The organism is Acidobacteriota bacterium, assembly GCA_016712445.1.
Classification (GTDB): Bacteria; Pseudomonadota; Alphaproteobacteria; order Caulobacterales; family Hyphomonadaceae; genus Hyphomonas.
In genome coordinates, this window is the sequence record JADJRB010000002.1 from 60,863 (window position 1) to 76,783 (window position 15,921).

At 61.8% G+C, this 15,921-nt stretch carries 14 protein-coding genes; 7 read left to right on the forward strand and 7 right to left on the reverse strand.

Going from position 1 to position 15,921, the window contains the following annotated elements:
• Positions 1–27: 27 nt before the first annotated feature.
• Entirely contained in the window at positions 28–396 is a 369-nt protein-coding gene (locus tag IPK75_13275) for a cytochrome c (GenBank protein ID MBK8199322.1), read from the reverse strand.
• Positions 397–549: 153 nt separating this feature from the next.
• Between IPK75_13275 and IPK75_13280 the strand changes: the two genes are divergently transcribed.
• Complete coding sequence (locus IPK75_13280) at positions 550–1,317, forward strand: TIGR00730 family Rossman fold protein (GenBank protein MBK8199323.1); 768 nt, start codon at positions 550–552, stop codon at positions 1,315–1,317.
• Between the two features lie 14 nt (positions 1,318–1,331).
• Here the strand turns inward: IPK75_13280 and IPK75_13285 are convergent, their stop codons facing one another.
• Genes IPK75_13285 through IPK75_13310 form a run of 6 tightly spaced genes read right to left on the reverse strand, consistent with a single transcriptional unit; the run spans position 1,332 to position 6,717 of the window.
• Positions 1,332–2,018 carry a TetR/AcrR family transcriptional regulator gene (locus IPK75_13285; protein MBK8199324.1) on the reverse strand — a complete coding sequence of 229 codons (687 nt, stop codon included), beginning with the start codon at positions 2,016–2,018 and terminating at the stop codon, positions 1,332–1,334.
• The gene (locus IPK75_13290; GenBank protein ID MBK8199325.1) at positions 2,015–3,535 is read right to left on the reverse strand and encodes an FAD-dependent oxidoreductase; all 1,521 of its coding nucleotides are present in this window, start codon (positions 3,533–3,535) and stop codon (positions 2,015–2,017) included. The genes IPK75_13285 and IPK75_13290 overlap by 4 nt, the downstream gene beginning before the upstream one ends.
• Complete coding sequence (locus IPK75_13295; protein MBK8199326.1) at positions 3,532–4,518, reverse strand: alpha/beta hydrolase; 987 nt, start codon at positions 4,516–4,518, stop codon at positions 3,532–3,534. Before IPK75_13295 ends, IPK75_13290 begins: the two co-directional genes overlap by 4 nt.
• Positions 4,515–6,209 carry an amidohydrolase family protein gene (locus IPK75_13300; GenBank protein MBK8199327.1) on the reverse strand — a complete coding sequence of 565 codons (1,695 nt, stop codon included), beginning with the start codon at positions 6,207–6,209 and terminating at the stop codon, positions 4,515–4,517. Before IPK75_13300 ends, IPK75_13295 begins: the two co-directional genes overlap by 4 nt.
• A 13-nt stretch (positions 6,210–6,222) precedes the next feature.
• On the reverse strand, positions 6,223–6,477 hold the full coding sequence (locus IPK75_13305) for a hypothetical protein (protein MBK8199328.1): 255 nt from the start codon (positions 6,475–6,477) through the stop codon (positions 6,223–6,225).
• Between the two features lie 3 nt (positions 6,478–6,480).
• Positions 6,481–6,717 carry a hypothetical protein gene (locus IPK75_13310; GenBank protein MBK8199329.1) on the reverse strand — a complete coding sequence of 79 codons (237 nt, stop codon included), beginning with the start codon at positions 6,715–6,717 and terminating at the stop codon, positions 6,481–6,483.
• A gap of 426 nt (positions 6,718–7,143) precedes the next feature.
• Here IPK75_13310 and katG point away from each other — a divergent pair, with 426 nt between their 5' ends.
• The 6 genes from katG to IPK75_13340 all read left to right on the forward strand — a co-directional run bounded on the left by katG (position 7,144) and on the right by IPK75_13340 (position 15,847).
• The gene (gene katG, locus IPK75_13315; GenBank protein MBK8199330.1) at positions 7,144–9,303 is read left to right on the forward strand and encodes a catalase/peroxidase HPI; all 2,160 of its coding nucleotides are present in this window, start codon (positions 7,144–7,146) and stop codon (positions 9,301–9,303) included.
• Between the two features lie 148 nt (positions 9,304–9,451).
• Entirely contained in the window at positions 9,452–10,171 is a 720-nt protein-coding gene (locus IPK75_13320) for a hypothetical protein (GenBank protein ID MBK8199331.1), read from the forward strand.
• Between the two features lie 100 nt (positions 10,172–10,271).
• Positions 10,272–11,057 carry a glutathione S-transferase family protein gene (locus IPK75_13325; protein ID MBK8199332.1) on the forward strand — a complete coding sequence of 262 codons (786 nt, stop codon included), beginning with the start codon at positions 10,272–10,274 and terminating at the stop codon, positions 11,055–11,057.
• Between the two features lie 116 nt (positions 11,058–11,173).
• Positions 11,174–12,535, forward strand: a complete 1,362-nt coding sequence (locus IPK75_13330; GenBank protein ID MBK8199333.1) for an efflux RND transporter periplasmic adaptor subunit — start codon at positions 11,174–11,176, stop codon at positions 12,533–12,535.
• Between the two features lie 15 nt (positions 12,536–12,550).
• Positions 12,551–14,488: a MacB family efflux pump subunit gene (gene macB / locus IPK75_13335; protein MBK8199334.1), complete on the forward strand. Its 1,938-nt coding sequence runs from the start codon at positions 12,551–12,553 to the stop codon at positions 14,486–14,488.
• A 6-nt stretch (positions 14,489–14,494) separates the two neighbouring features.
• The gene (locus IPK75_13340; protein ID MBK8199335.1) at positions 14,495–15,847 is read left to right on the forward strand and encodes an efflux transporter outer membrane subunit; all 1,353 of its coding nucleotides are present in this window, start codon (positions 14,495–14,497) and stop codon (positions 15,845–15,847) included.
• The last annotated feature ends 74 nt before the right edge of the window (positions 15,848–15,921 follow it).

The window sequence follows — 15,921 nt, forward strand, 5'->3', positions numbered from 1 at the left end:
CATGAGATTAGGGCGAACGATGGTCGCTCAGACGGGATCCTGTATGGCCTCGATGTAAGAGAGCAATTCGTCAATTTGGGTGGGTTCAAGCTGGAACGGCGGCATGTCCGGATGTCCAACCAGGATGCCTTCGCCAAGGGCTTCCTCGAGACTGCGTACAGGATAGTGTGATGAAATCCGCCGGAAGGGCAGGGCTTCAGGGTGCGGACTTGCACCCGTGCGCCCGGTCGCATGGCAGCCTGCACACAGCGATTCCGCGATAGCCTGACCGCGCAACTGAGGCGTCGCAATCTCCGTTTCGTGGCTACCGGGGGCGGCGCAAGCAGACAGTACCATCGTGAACGCCGCGAAGACCGGCAGCGAGCCAAAGCGCACTTCAAAACAGAACTTCGACATGCGATCCCTCCAAGTCTGCTGCTCACAGCGTCGGCGTCGCCGTGCAAGCTGTCAATACAGGCGATTGCGTAGTCCCGTTTCCGGCTATCGGCGCGTCGCGTGAAGCAGCAGATTGCATTGACGCGCAGCGATTCAGGCGTTTGATCCGACCACATGGAGGGACAGCTGCCGATGACCGATTACGACAATCAGCCCAGCTACCGCCTGGCTGCGCTCGATCAGGATTTCATCCTCGGCGACTCCATGCGCGGCGCGCGGTTCATGATGGAGTACGCCAAAGCCGAAGAACACCTTCGCAGGATGCGCGTGCGTTCGACGATCGTTGTGTTTGGCAGCGCCCGTATCCGCGAAGACGGCAATGCCTGGCAGGCAAAGACATACAATGCCGCGCGCGACTTCGGCCGTATCGCCTCCGAACGGGGCGGCGCGCTGGCGCCTCGGCATGAATGGCGAGACAACGTGATCGTCACAGGCGGTGGGCCCGGCATCATGGAGGCTGCAAATCGCGGCGCTGCGGATGCAGGCGCGGTAACGGCCGGCCTGAACATTTCAGTGCCCCATGAGCAATATCCGAACCCCTACATCACGCCGGAACTTTGTTTCAAGTTCCACTATTTTGCGATGCGCAAGATGCACTTCGCCATGCGTGCAAACGCGCTCGCCATCTTTCCTGGCGGATTTGGCACTTTGGACGAACTGTTCGAACTCCTGACCCTCACGCAGACCGGCAAGGCGCCAGCGATCCCGGTCGTCCTTTATGACAAAGCATTCTGGACACGGACCATAAACTTCGAGTCGCTCATCGAGGCGGGTGTCATCGCAGCGGAGGATCTTTCGCTCTTCGATATCGTCGATGATGTGGAAGAAGCGTGGGAACGATTGATTTTGCGGGGTCTGATGACCGACCTGTCCGGCACATGAGTGGCAAGGCCCGCTCAGGCGGGTTCGGACAGCAGCCGTCGGTTCGCAGCAATGTGGCGGTCAAGCAGCTTACGCCCAGCGGGTGTTGCGGCCGATGACAATACCAACGCGTAGCCCAATGCCGCGGACGGCAACAAGTCTCGTGTCGGAAGAGCGTCCATCGCCCAGGCCAGCATGATGCCATTGCCCAGATGGGACATCGTGCGTTCCAGCAGTTCGACCGGCATACCGATGTCGAGAAGTCCTTCCTGCTGCGCTGCAGCCAGGAGCCATCGCCAGGCGGCGCGTGTCTGTTCCTGCCGTTCGGGCGTCGCAAGGCCCGTGTCGTCGTCGCCGTTGGTGTCCAGAAGGGCTTTCCAAAGCGGCCTGTAGAAATCCGGGTCCTGAATGAAATAGCCGGCACCGAGCGCATGCGCCTCAAAGATTCGGTCGATGGCATTTTCGACCTTCAATGCCTTGAAGCGATGCAGGAAATCCCGCTCGTCTTCGAGTACGGCCATGACCACCGCACGCTTGGAGCCGAACAGGTTGTAGGGAGTCGCAACACTGACTTCCGCGCGCTGGGCGATCATCCGCATGGACAGGTTTGTGTCGCCGGTCTCCCGGATCAGGTCACGCGCGGCGCGCACGATCTTGAGACGGCGCTCAGCTTTCGCCTGCTCGCGCCGCCCAAGATCGGTGGCCGCCGGTGCGTCGGTCATGCGGCCAGCTTTCGCTGCGAGGCGAGGATGTTGATGTCGGCTTCATGATCAAGGTTCAGTGCACGCATCATTTCCGTTCGCTCCGGCCCTGGGCTCGGCGGGTACGCGGCCGCATTGAGGCGTTTGCCGCGCGCCCAATAGTACAGCACCGTGGCCAGGTTGCGCGGCTTGGCGAGCCAGGCGTCGGGGTGCTCGAGCATGTGAAAGCCGCGCATCGCCTCGCGCAGCAATCTCGTGTCGGAACGCACCGCGATGCGGATGCCGTCGTCAAGGAAGCTCTTGAGAAGGTTCGCGCGGAATGACGGCTTGAAGCCCGGCGTGAGCGCTTCCCTCGCTCGCTTGATGGCCGAGCGGTCCTGCTTGAGCTGCGTCATGTAAAAAGGCCGAAGCTCCGCCTGCAGCCGTTCGTGGAAAAGTATGGCCCGCTTTGTCGGCTCGCTCGTCTCATTTAGCACGCTTGCCAGCGCTTCAGCGCTGACAGCCGCAAAAGAACATCCACGGCCATAAAGCGGATTGGTGCGCACCAGCGTGTCACCCAGAGCGAAATATCCCTGAGTCGCCGGCTTGCCGTCCACAACCATGTCGCGCCAGCGGCTGATCAGGTCGCCCATACCGAAGACCTTGCTCGTGCGCACTGACCGCTCTTCGTTCGTCCAAGGCAACAACCCGGGAAGCTCCAGCGTGATCGCGTGGAAGATGTCGGGGTTCAGGATCGACTTGCGAAGTTCCAACTCGATTTCCGGCACCGCGATGGTGATTGAGAAGTTTCCGTTGTCGCCCGGAAACACGCCGTACTTCATGTAGCCGAGATCGCCGCTCGCTGGCGGATGATCGTTCCGATTCGGCTCTTCCTGGCCCGGGCGCAAGCGATAGTGCATCGTGAAGTAAAGGATGCCGGCCGTTTCGCTTTCCTCGCGTACATTGGCGCCGGCTTCGACAAGTTGGTCGAAGAGGATGCCACCCTTGCCGGTTGCATCGACGACCACATCCGCGGTCAACGCAACGGGCTCGGCATTTTGTTCTCCGATGACGCCGTTGATCTTGAGCGTACCGTCGGGGAGCATTGTAGAGTCCAGCCGATGAACGTTGAAGTTCGTGCGTAGCTCCACATTCGCGAGCGTTTCGACATAGCGCCGGATCACGAATTCCAGCGTTGTGCGCCGGCTGGTGATGAAGGTGAGTTCCTGGTCCTCAGGCACGGGCTTGTAGTCGGACTGTTGCTGCGCTGTGAGCATGTTGTCGAAGGTCAGATCGCGCACGCCGCACGCCTTGAGCTGTTCGAGCAGAAGGGGATGGCGGGCTTTCATGATGGTGCGCAGTCGTGCGAGGAATGCATGGCTTTGCCGCAGATGACCGACGCCCGTCCGCCGCCAGTCGCGGAATATTTCGTCCGGGTCGCCGCTTCCGATGGGGCCGTCTCGCTCGAGGATTGTCACCGGCCGTCCGGTCGGTGCCAGCATAAGCGCGGCGCAGAGCCCCCCGATGCCGGCACCGATGACGACAACCTGCTCGCTCATGCGGTGGCTCCAGACAATGCGGGTGCGTCGACCATTGCCAGGAAGTCCAGGATGTAAGCGTTCACCGCTTCAGGTGCTTCCTGCTGGGTCCAGTGACCTACCTTCGGGATCATCGCGTTGATCCGCAGGTCGGTCACGAAGTGCGGCATCATCTCGATCGCCGCCGCCGCCATCATCACGACGCCGTCATTTGCTCCGGCTACGAACATTGCCGGTTGCTGGATGGACATCGGCGCGCCGGCAGTCTGTTCCCAGTAGAGATCGTGATTGCGGTAATAGTTGATCGGCCCGCGCATGCCGGAGCCAGAAAACTCGCCAGCATAAAAATCGAGATCATCCTCGCTGAGCCAGGCCGGCAGGCTTTCCGGTTCCGGCAGGTTGGACAACAAGTCGTCCTTGTCAGTCTTGACCGGCAGTTTGGCCAGGTCGGTTTCGCCGCCGGCCAGGATCAGGAACTTGCGCAGCGAACGGCGGATGTCGGCCTCGAATTCCGCCTCTGCGACGCCCGGCTCCTGGAAGTAGAGCTGGTAGAAGAACTGGCCCTTGAACATTTCCCGCATCATCGGCATCGGCTGAACCGGCGAGCGCGGCATGAACGGCACTGACAGCGCGCCGACGGCCCTGACCTTGTCAGGATGGTGCAGCGCGGTTGCCCATGCGGTCGGCGCTCCCCAGTCATGTCCGATGACGATTGCCGTTTCATATCCCAAGGCAGGGATCAGGCCCATGATGTCATTCACGACTTCGGTCTGGCAGTAGGCCGTGATCTCGTGAGGCTTGTCGCTCTTGCCGTAACCGCGCATGTCGGGCGCAACCACGTGATAGCCGGCCGCCGCAATTGGTGCGAACTGATGGCGCCACGAGTACCAGGACTCGGGAAATCCATGCAGCAGGAGCACCAGCGGGCCTTTGCCCGCTTCAGCGATGTTCAGCGATATCCCGTTCGTCGCGACCCGGCGCTGAGTTACCCCCGGCCAGCTCATGCCGGCTCCAGCGCGCGAGCGGCGACCGGTTGGCCCGGAAGGATTTCGCCGCGTGCTTCCTGATAGCCTGCGGAAGCCGACCAGGCGACCCCGCCGCCGACGATCACGGTGTCGACGCCCTTGGCATCCCGAACATAGCGGCTGCCATCGCCCGGAACGTCCTGAACGTATTTTTCTTCGCCGCGATTGATCGTCTGCGGATCAAACACGACGATATCGGCGACGTAGCCTTGTTGCAGCAAGCCCCGATCTGAGATGCCCCAGATCGATGCCGTCTCGGACGTAATCTTCTTGACTGCTGCCTCGATGTTCATCGCCTTGAGGTCGCGCACAAAATGAGCGAACAGGTAACCAGTGTCGCCATAGGTCGAGAACGACAGGATGTGGGCGCCGCCATCGCTGGCGCCGATGTGCACACGCGGATGTTTCAACAAGCTGCCAACGGCTTCGTCGGAGTTGTGTCCCATGTCGGCCGCGAGGAAGTGGGCATCGAGGTTTTCTTCGATCGACAGGTCGATCATTGCATCGATCGGCGACACACCGCGCGCATCGGCAATTTCGCCTACCGTCTTGCCGACATATTTCTGGTTGCCGACGGTCTGCACCTGGCGAAGGCGCAGCGTGGGCCAGAGTGCAGTGTAAACGCCTGCTTCCGCCACCAGCTTTTCGCGCGTCGCCGGATCCTTGAACGCCGCAACAATCTGCTCCGGCGAGCCGAAGCGCATGATGCGGTACCAGCCGGGCAGGCGGATGAACAACAGGCTCGGCACGGCAAAGCAAAAACTGATGTCAATCGGCCGCGTCTGCACCTGCGGCCACACGCGCGCGCCGCGCGCGAATTGCTCGTCAACGCGCTTCATCACCTTGTTCACGGCATCCATGTTGTCGGCATTGACGAACAGCGGCGAGAACGTTGTGGGAATGGCATATTTCAGAGAGATCTCTGCAAGCTGGTCGAGCCGGGCGATGGTCAGGTCCGGATCGTAGAATTCCGGCACGATCTGCAGCATGCGGCCATATTCTCCCAGAACGCTGGCCAGTGCTTCAACCTCGCCAGCGTCCGCATAACGACTTGGCACCGGCTGCAGCTTCTCGTCCATATCGACATAGCTTGTCGACAGGCCGATGGCGCCCGCATCGAGGCATTCGCGCAGAACATCCTGCATGCCGGCAATCTCTTCGGGCGTCGCGGTGCGCTCCATCGCAGCGTCGCCCATCACCCAGAGGCGGATGACGCTGTGGCCGACCAGCGGCGCAACGTTGATGGCGAGACCCTTGCGGATGCGGGTGATGTATTCTGAGAAAGTTTCCCAATCCCACACCACACCTTCCTTGAAAGCCTTCAAGGGCATCTCTTCGATCTGGTTGAACATGCCAACCAGCTTGGTGCGATACTCGGCCTTGAGCGGTGCCAGCGACAGCGAGCAGTTGCCAGGCACAATCGTCGTCACGCCGTGCGACAAGGCAGGCTTGGCGTATCCATCCCAGAGGAGCTGCGCGTCAAAGTGCGTATGCGGATCAATGAAACCCGGAGCGACGACCTTGCCGGCCGCATCGATCTCCTTGCGCGCCTTGCCGTCGATTCGGCCAATCTTGGCGATGCGGTTGCCGCTGATCGCGATGTCCGCCATGAAAGCCGGCATGCCGGTGCCGTCCACAAGGCGGCCATTCCTGATTACCAGGTCGTACATTCGGTAGTCCTCCCTAATTCTCTACATTCTGCGCGCCGGAAAACCGGCTTGATGAGGCGACGAGCGCGTCGCGGACGTGTTCCCAGCCCGCGCCGATGAGGCCGTCGGGGGTATTGGCCTTGCAAGCCATCAGCAGCGAGCGAGCGGCGTATTCATCCAGCGTCACAAGGGAGCGCCCGCCGTTCTCGTGCAGCAGCGTCACGACAAGTTCGGCCTCGCCATCGTGCGCGGCGGCAATTTCCACATGGCTGATCTTTGCGTCGGCCATGTCTCAGGCGAGCGGCGGTTCTACAAAAATGACGTCGCTCGGCAGGATTGGATTGGAGCCTCGCACGCTGCCGGCAGCGCCAGCGGCGCGCATGAAGACATGCAGGTTCCAGCTTTGCAGCTTCGATACCGCGTCGTCTTCCGGCGTGCCTTTGAGTTCACGCGCTGCAATCGACTGCCATGTGTCACCGGACTGCGGCAGGATGGATTTGCGTACTTTCGACAATTCAGCTGCTGCCATGTCCGTATCCTTTGAAGTGATTTAAAAATTAGAACACGTTTTAAAAATAGCGGCAAGTTGAATTCCGGCGCAGGATCAGCATGACGCAAGGGATGCTTGACGCAGCGCTTTAGACCGCTCTCGCTGCATCCGTGTGCGATGGCAAAATGAACTGCGCTTTATGGAGAACGAATGCTCGCTGATCCAAGCACGCATCTCGCGCGCGATCCGAAGCTGCAAAGGCAATTGCAAAGATGTGCTGCGGATCGACGGACACAGCGCTGCCGAAACAGACCCGGCCCCGCCGTTCCTCGCCAGGAGGGACACTTTTGCTAGTGGCCGATCCTATAGCTGCGCACTCCAAAATCAATTTGATCAATGGAGGCAAGTCCGTCAGCTTGGGGCGACAATCCCGAATCCTCACATCGACCAGTAAGGGAATACTCGATGAGCACCGAAGCCAAATGCCCCGTCATGCATGGCGCTATCACTGTCGCCGGCGAATCAAACACTGCCTGGTGGCCCGAGACGCTGAACCTCGACATCCTGCATCAGCACGACACGAAGGTCAGCCCGCTCGGCAAGGATTTCAAATACCGCGAAGCCGTCAAGACGCTGGATTTCGAGGCGTTGAAGAAAGACATGCACGCGCTGATGACCAACAGCCAGGACTGGTGGCCGGCTGACTACGGCCACTACGGCGGCCTGATGATCCGCCTCGCCTGGCACTCGGCGGGCTCCTATCGCCTTGCCGATGGCCGCGGCGGTGGCAGCAACGGCAACATCCGGTTTGCGCCGCTGAACTCGTGGCCGGACAACGGCAACCTCGACAAGGCGCGCCGGCTGCTTTGGCCGATCAAGAAGAAGTACGGCAACAAGATCTCCTGGGCCGATCTCATCCTGCTCGCCGGAACCGTTGCCTACGAGTCGATGGGTCTGAAGACGTATGGTTTCTCGTTCGGCCGTGAAGACATCTGGGCACCGGAAAAAGACGTCTACTGGGGCGCCGAGAAGGAATGGCTGGCGCCGTCCGATTCACGCTACGAAGATGTGAACAAGCCCGAGACGATGGAAAACCCGCTCGCTGCCGTGCAAATGGGCCTCATCTACGTCAACCCGGAAGGGGTGAACGGCAAGTCGGACCCTCTGAAGTCTGCCGCTCAGGTTCGCGAAACCTTCGCTCGCATGGCGATGGACGACGAAGAGACTGCAGCCCTCACGTGCGGCGGCCACACGGTCGGCAAGGCGCACGGTAACGGTGATGCGAGCAAGCTTTCGCCGCCGCCGGAAGGCAACGACCTGGAGACGCAAGGTTTCGGCTGGATGAACCCGAACATGGACGGCAAGGCGGCCAACGCCGTGACGTCGGGCATCGAAGGCGCGTGGACCACCAACCCGACGCAATGGGACGCCGGCTATTTCAAGCTGCTGTTCGGCTATGACTGGGAGCTGACGAAGAGCCCGGCAGGCGCTGGCCAGTGGCGGCCGATCAATATCAAGCCGGAAGACATGCCGGTCGACGCGACCGACCCGACCAAACGTGTCATGCCGATGATGACCGACGCCGACATGGCCATGAAAATGGACCCGACGTACAACGCGATCTGCCAGAAGTTCATGGCAGACTTCGACTACTTCTCGAAGACGTTCGCCCGCGCCTGGTTCAAGCTGACCCACCGTGACCTCGGTCCGCGGGACCGTTACATCGGCCCGGATGCGCCGAAAGAGGATCTGATCTGGCAGGATCCCGTCCCGGCCGGCAACAAGTCCTACGACGTCGCGGCGTTGAAGGCGAAGATTGCGGCATCGGGACTCTCGATCGGCGAGATGGTTGCGACGGCCTGGGATAGCGCCCGCACGTATCGCGGCTCCGACCTGCGCGGCGGTGCCAACGGCGCGCGGATCCGTCTTGCGCCGCAAAAGGACTGGGAAGGCAACGAGCCGGCCCGCCTGCAGAAGGTCTTGTCGGTGCTCCAGCCGATTGCGACGGAAGCAGGTGTCAGCATTGCGGACGTAATCGTGCTGGCGGGCAATGTCGGTATCGAAAAGGCCGCCAAGGCTGCAGGCATCGACGTCGCAGTTCCGTTCGCTCCTGGCCGCGGCGACGCGACCGCCGAGATGACGGACGGTCCGTCCTTCGCCTCGCTCGAGCCGCTTGCAGACGGTTTCCGCAACTGGACGAAGAAGGACTATGTCGTGAAACCGGAGGAGATGTTGCTCGACCGGGCACAGCTCCTCGGGCTGACGGGACCGGAAATGACCGTGCTGGTCGGCGGTATGCGCGTGCTCGGTGCCAACTACGGTGCAAGCAAGCACGGCGTGTTCACCGACAAGGTCGGAACGCTGTCCAACGACTTTTTCGTCAACCTGACCGACATGGCAAACCGGTGGGTGCCGCGCGGCGCGAACGCCTACGATATCGTGGACCGCAAATCGGGGGCAGTGAAATGGACCGCCACCCGCGCCGATCTAGTTTTCGGTTCGAACTCGATCCTGCGGGCATATGCCGAGGTCTACGCCCAGGATGATGCCAAGGAGAAGTTCGTGAAGGACTTCGTCGAAGCCTGGACCAAGGTGATGAACGCCGACCGGTTTGACCTCCACTAAGGCCAATCCGACAACTTGATCGAACAAAGGCGGGCAGCAATTGCCCGCCTTTTTTTTGGGAGTGCGCCAGCATCATGAACTTGAGGGCGACGGCGACGGCGACTAGCGTTGCCGGGAATTGCGCACACCCCGAACCAAGGACGCCGTCATGAGAATCGCAGCCCTGTTTACCTCACTGCTTTTGACTGCCTGCGCGAACGCGCCTGCGCTGCCACCAGCCGATACGGCAGAGACCATCCAGCTCAGCCCCGGCGTCGCCTGGGTCGTTGCCGCCGAGGGGTGGGCAACTGAGGCGGAAGAGGTTTACGCAGACGCGGCAAGCTATGTGCAGGACCTGGCTTCCAGCCGGCCAGCCAAGAGCTGGGCCGTTGTGCTCGACATCGACGAGACGGTTCTGAACAATGTTGAGTACCAGGTTTCGCGAGAGCGGATCGCCGCCGGCTTTTCTGCCGAAAGCTGGCACGCCTGGACTCAGGAAGCGCGCGCCACTTTGGTTCCGGGCGCGGCAGGGTTCATTGAGGCCGTGAATGCGGCCGGCGGGCATGTGGCGCTGGTGACGAACAGGTCGGACACCGAGCAGTTGGCCACGGAAATCAATCTCGCGTCGGTCGGCCTCCTGCGCGGCGAGGATTTCCGGGTTCTGCTCACCCGCGCTTACCCCACAGCCCCCGGCGAGAAGGACGGCAGGTTTGACCTCGTTCCCGCAATGCTTGCGGCGCAAGGGTTCGCGGACGTGGAGGTGGTTGCATTTGTCGGCGACAATGTTGGCGACAAACCGAAGGCTGAAGGAGATTGGAAATTCTTCTGCATCGATCAGGGAGCTATGTACGGCGCGCCTTGCGCCGCCGTTCCCGGTCCCGGCAAATAGGTCGACGCGGGGTCAAGCGTCCTCTGGACTTGCGCTCGGCTGAAGCCCCCGACAGCATGCTGTCCTGAAGCGCGCCGCCGCGCCAGGGAGGAAATGCCTAATGTCTGATTTGCTGCTCTATGAACACCCGCTGTCGCCCTATGCGCAGAAAGTGAAAATTGCCCTGCGCGAAAAGGGAGTTCCCTTCACTGTTCGGCTGCCCGAAGGCATCGGCACCGGCGTGACGGGCACGGGATTTTCGGCGGCGAACCCGAGGGGCGAGGTGCCGGCACTTGTGCATGGCGACACCGCCATTTTCGACAGCACCATCATTCTTGAATACATCGAAGATGTCTGGCCTGCGCAGCCGATGCTGCCCGCGACGCCGGCCATGCGCGCCAAGGTGCGCATGATCGAGGACATCATGGACACCCAATTCGAAGCGATCACCTGGGGCCTTGGCGAGCTCAACTTCTTCAAGCGCGCCGAGGGCGAACTGAAGGCGCAAATGGAAGCACGCGCAGCCGAGCAGGCCGCCGCCTTCTTCACCATGCTGGAGGCGCAGCTTGGACAGCGCGACTGGTTCAATGGTGACGCATTTGGGTGGGGCGACCTGGGCGTCGTGCCATACCTCAACGGCGCTGCAGGCTTCGGAATCACGCCCCCTGAGGGCAGCCGCCTTGGTGCCTGGTTCGAGCGGGCGAATGCTCGCCCCAGCGTCTCGCTGACCCGTCAGGAGTCGCAGGCGTCGATCAGCGGCATGGCGCAGGTCGACCAGGCCGTTAAGGCAGGCCTCTTCAAGCGGCAGTACCGGGATCACCGGCTGGAATGGATGCTGAAGTCCGGAGGAAGGGACATCGTTCTCAACGGGATCGACAGCGGCACAATACGCTTCACCGGTCCATAGATCAGTCCGGCGAACGCGGGTTACGTGAGGTTCATCTGGTTGGCTGTTGAATGGGGCGACGGAAAGGAGGCTTTCAGCCGTTGAAGCCCTGAACGCAGTCTCAAGAATGAGCCCGAATGTCGAACGTTTACGCCCTTAGATCGCGCTGGAAATGGATATTGGCTTCGGTCGCCGCGCTTTCCGTGGCCGCAGTCGGCTGGAACATGGTCTTCAGCGGCGAGAAGACGCCTGAGTACCAGACTGCCGAAGTCACGCGAGGCGACATCGAAGTCACGATCTCTGCAGCCGGCAAGATCGTGGCCAAGGAGTCGGTTGCCGTCGGTGCGCAAGTCTCCGGCCAATTGACCGAGTTGATGGTGGAGGCGGGCGACGAAGTGCAGAAGGGCAACCTGCTCGCCAAGATCGATGCGACGATAGCCACAACCAGCGTTGAGGCGAACCGCGCCCAATTGCGTGAGCTTCAAGCCAGCCGGAAGCAGCAACAGGCCACGCTGGAGCTCGCAAAGTCAAATGCCGACCGCGCAACCATGCTGTTCAAGGCGGACGCCATCGCGCGGGCGGACTATGAGTCAGCGGTCGCTGAGTCAGTGGTTGCCGCGGGTCGCCTTGAGGCCATTGACGCGCAGATCTCGCGCCAGACCTCATCATTGCGCGCAGATCTCGCGACGCTCGAGTTCACCAACATCTACGCGCCGATCTCCGGCACCGTCGTCTCGATCGAAGCGGTTGAGGGCCAGACGCTGAATGCCAACCAGACTGCACCGACCATCCTCACGCTTGCGGACCTCAGTGTCATGACGGTCGAGACTGACGTCTCGGAAGCCGACGTGTTGCGCATCGCCCCGAAACAAGCTGCCTGGTTTACCACCCTTGGCGATTCCAATCGCCGCTGGGAAACCACGATCCGCCAGGTCCTGCCGACGCCGGAAGTGCTGAACGACGTCGTCCTCTACAAGGCGCTGCTCGATGTGCAGAACCCGGAAGGGCGGCTGAAGCCGCAAATGACCGCACAGGTGTTTTTCGTGACCGGGTCGGCGAAGCAGGCCGTACTCGTTCCCGTGACCGCTCTCCAGTCTGCATCACCGCGCCGCCAGCGGCCTGACGGCGCCGAGCGCGTGGCCAGTGGCAGCGCGGAGCGGCCCGCCCGAACCGGAGGTATCATGCAGGCCGAAGCCGCAGAACCTCCATCCGGGGAGGGGGGAGACAGCCGCCGCGCCGCGATGCGCGCCGCGCGCGAGGCCAACCCCGATGCGGAAATGGCAACGGTGCTGGTCATGGACGCCAAGGGCCAGCCGCAACCGCGTCCTGTGCTGGTCGGCCTCAAAACCCGCACGCAGGCCGAAGTGTTGTTCGGGCTGGAGCCGGGCCAGGTAGTCGTGACCGGCGAAGTTTCAAAAGACAAGCCGGCCTCCGAACCGCAGGCCCAGCAACGCAATCCGATGGGCGGCGGTCCGGGCGGCATGCGACGTCCCGGCTGATCGGAGGCGCGTGCCATGAACCAGCCTTTGATCGAACTGCGAGATGTTCAACGCTACTACGGCGCGGGCGACACGGAAGTGCGTGCGCTGGACGGTGTATCCCTGACCATCCAGCCAGGTGAATTTGTAGCCATTGTTGGCCAGTCGGGCTCCGGCAAGTCGACCTTGATGAACATTCTGGGCTGCCTCGATCGGCCGACAGCCGGAACATATACGATCCGTGGCCAGAATATCGCGGGCCTCGATCCGGATGAGCTTGCTGCGCTGCGACGCCAGACCTTTGGTTTCATATTCCAGCGCTATAACCTGCTCGCCAGCGTTTCGGCGTCGGAGAATGTCGAGATACCCGCCGTCTATGCAGGGCTAAACCTAGCGGAGCGGCGCGAAAAGGCCGCCGGGCTGCTCAGCACACTCGGTCTCGGCGAGCGGATTCATCACAAGCCCGGCCAGCTTTCCGGCGGGCAGCAGCAACGCGTGGCTGTAGCGCGCGCACTCGTCAACGACGCCGAAGTAGTGCTTGCCGACGAGCCGACCGGCGCGCTGGACTCCGGCTCGAGCAATGAGCTGCTCAACCTGCTCGAGTCGATGCACGCGAGCGGCCGCACCATCATCCTGATCACACACGATTCAAAAGTAGCCGCGCGCGCCAGACGGGTCATCGAAATCCGCGACGGAAAGATCGTGTCCGACACAGGCGCTTCCGCGCAGGCTGTTTCCGAGGTGAAAGCCGAACCGGCGCAACGCAAGGGCCCGTCGCCCCTCGTTCAGGTCATCGAGTCAGTAAAGATGGCTTTCCGGTCGCTGCGGGCCAACCTGTTCCGCACGGCGCTGACGCTACTGGGCGTGGTGATCGGCGTCTCGGCAGTCGTGGCGATGCTCGCCATCGGTGAAGGAAGCCGTTCGGAAGTCATGGCACGATTTGAATCGATGGGACCGAACCTGCTCTTTGTGCGGCCCGGAGCGCCGGGCACGCGCATGCGCGGCGGCGCAATCGCCACGCTCACGCTGGATGACGTCAAAGCGCTCGGCGAACTCGACAATGTCATCGCAGCAGTGCCATCCCGGACCGGAAACGCAACCCTGCGCGTCGGAGGCAAGGATTATTCTAGCTCCATCGAAGGCGTCTCCGAGGATTGGCCGATCGCTCAGAACAGGGACATGAAGTACGGCACATTCTTCACGAAAGACGATGTGGATAGTCGCATTGGTGTGGTCGTGCTTGGCACGACGGCCGCCGGCAACCTCTTCGACAATGTGGAGGGCGCGATCGGGCAATATGTGTTCCTGGGCGGCGCGCCATTCGAGGTCGCTGGCATCCTGGAAGAGAAGGGCGCTTCATCCTGGGGACAGGACCAGGACGACGTGGCCCTTGTGCCGATCACCACCGGCATGATGCGGATCTTTGGCCAGAGCTATCTGTCGTCGATCACGATCGCCGTCGATGACACCAAACAGATCGCTGAGACGGAAACGGCTGCGCACGATCTGCTGATGGCGCGGCACGGGACCGAAGATTTCCAGATCCGAAATACCGCCTCCATCCTTGCATCCGTCGAAGAGACGCAGAACTCGTTTTCGATCCTTCTTGGATCAGTGGCCGCAATCTCATTGCTGGTCGGCGGCATCGGCGTAATGAACATCATGCTCGTGAGTGTCTCCGAGCGCACCCGTGAGATCGGCGTGCGGATGGCAACCGGCGCGCGGCGGTCGGATATCATGACCCAGTTCGTGGTAGAAGCTCTGGTTGTGGGCGGCCTGGGCGGAATCGCCGGCGTGCTTATAGGCCTTGGCGTCTGTTTCATCCTTTCGCAGTCCGGAATGACTATCGCCATAACGGCGCTGCCAGCCATCCTTGCGTTCAGTTCGGCGTTGGGCACCGGCCTCGTGTTTGGCTTGCTACCCGCGCGTAAGGCGGCCCGCCTTGATCCGGTCATGGCGCTCGCTTCGGAGTAATTTCGTATGATCCGCTCACTGATCCTGACAGCATCCATTTTCACGCTTTCTGGCTGTGCGACGACCGAGCGCGCGCCCGATGCTGGCAATCGTGCGGGTCTCGTCATGCCTGACGGTTTCGATTACGCGCAGGAGATCGACGGATTGAGTGAACCGGAGCGGAAGTGGTGGGCCGCGTTCGATAGCCAGCCGCTGGGTGAATTGGTCGCGCGCGCAATGGCAGCGAACCAGACGCTCGCTCAAGGCGTTGCGAACGTGGATGCGTCGCGCGCCGCCCTCAAGGTCTCGAATGCCTCGCTGCTCCCACAGGCCAGCGCTAGCCTGTCAGCGTCGAGCGACACGCAGTCTGGCCTGGACGACATGAGTTCCTCAGGTCGGCTTTCCGCCTCATACCAGCTCGACCTCTTTGGGGCCAACGCGGCGAGCCGGCGCTCAGCGCTCGCGAACGTCGACGCTGCCGTTTTTGGCCAACGCGCACTGGAGCTTACAGTTCAGTCGGATGTTGCCACAACCTATTTCAATCTGCTTTCAAGCCGCGAACAATTGAGCGTGGCACGCGAGAACCTTCAGACAGCGGAGCGAATCTTCGAGATCGTGAAGGTACGCTATGAAGCCGGGACGATCTCGGGCTACGATGTGTCGAGCCAGTCAGCACAACTCGCAAACGCGCGAGCGCGCATCCCGCAACTCGAGGCTCAGATTGCGAGCCTGGAGACAGCGCTCGCGATACTGCTCGGACAGGTGCCCCAGGGCTATGTGGCGCCGGACCAGGACATTTTGGAGATCGACCTGCCACTGGCCGCACCTGGCCTGCCTTCCGATCTGCTGCTGCGCCGGCCTGACCTCATGCAGCTGGAAGCGGGGCTGCGGGCGTCGGACGCCAACATCGATGCGGCACGGGCGGCGTTCGTTCCAAGCATCGACCTCGGCGCCGGCTTGTCCGGACTTCTGACGGGCGGCGGAGACATCACGGGATCACTTTCTTCCACGATTGCGGCGACTATATTTTCCGGTGGCCGGCTTGAAGGCCAGCTTGAAGGAGCGCAGGCGCGCCGCGCGGGCTTGATTGCAAACTATCGGCAGGCAGTGCTCAGCGCGCTGAGGGATGTTGACGTCAGCCTGAATGGCATCAGCGCCAGTGCGGCGCGTGAGGAGCAACTGCTGATCGCGCGGCGCGCAGCGGCGGATGCGCTAGAGGCAGCCGAACTGAGATACCGGACCGGGGCAGGCGACCTGACAAGCTTGCTGACGGCTCAGCAGACCTATGCAGACGCCTCGAACAATTTTGTGCTCGGCCGCCTGGATCGATTGACTGCGGCGATAAACCTGTATGTGGCGCTCGGAGGCGGCTACACCTAGCGGGCCCGCTTGCTTGGCGCGCAAGTGTTGCCGACAAGTTTACGACTTCCGTGCAACTCGGCCAATCGTTGTCA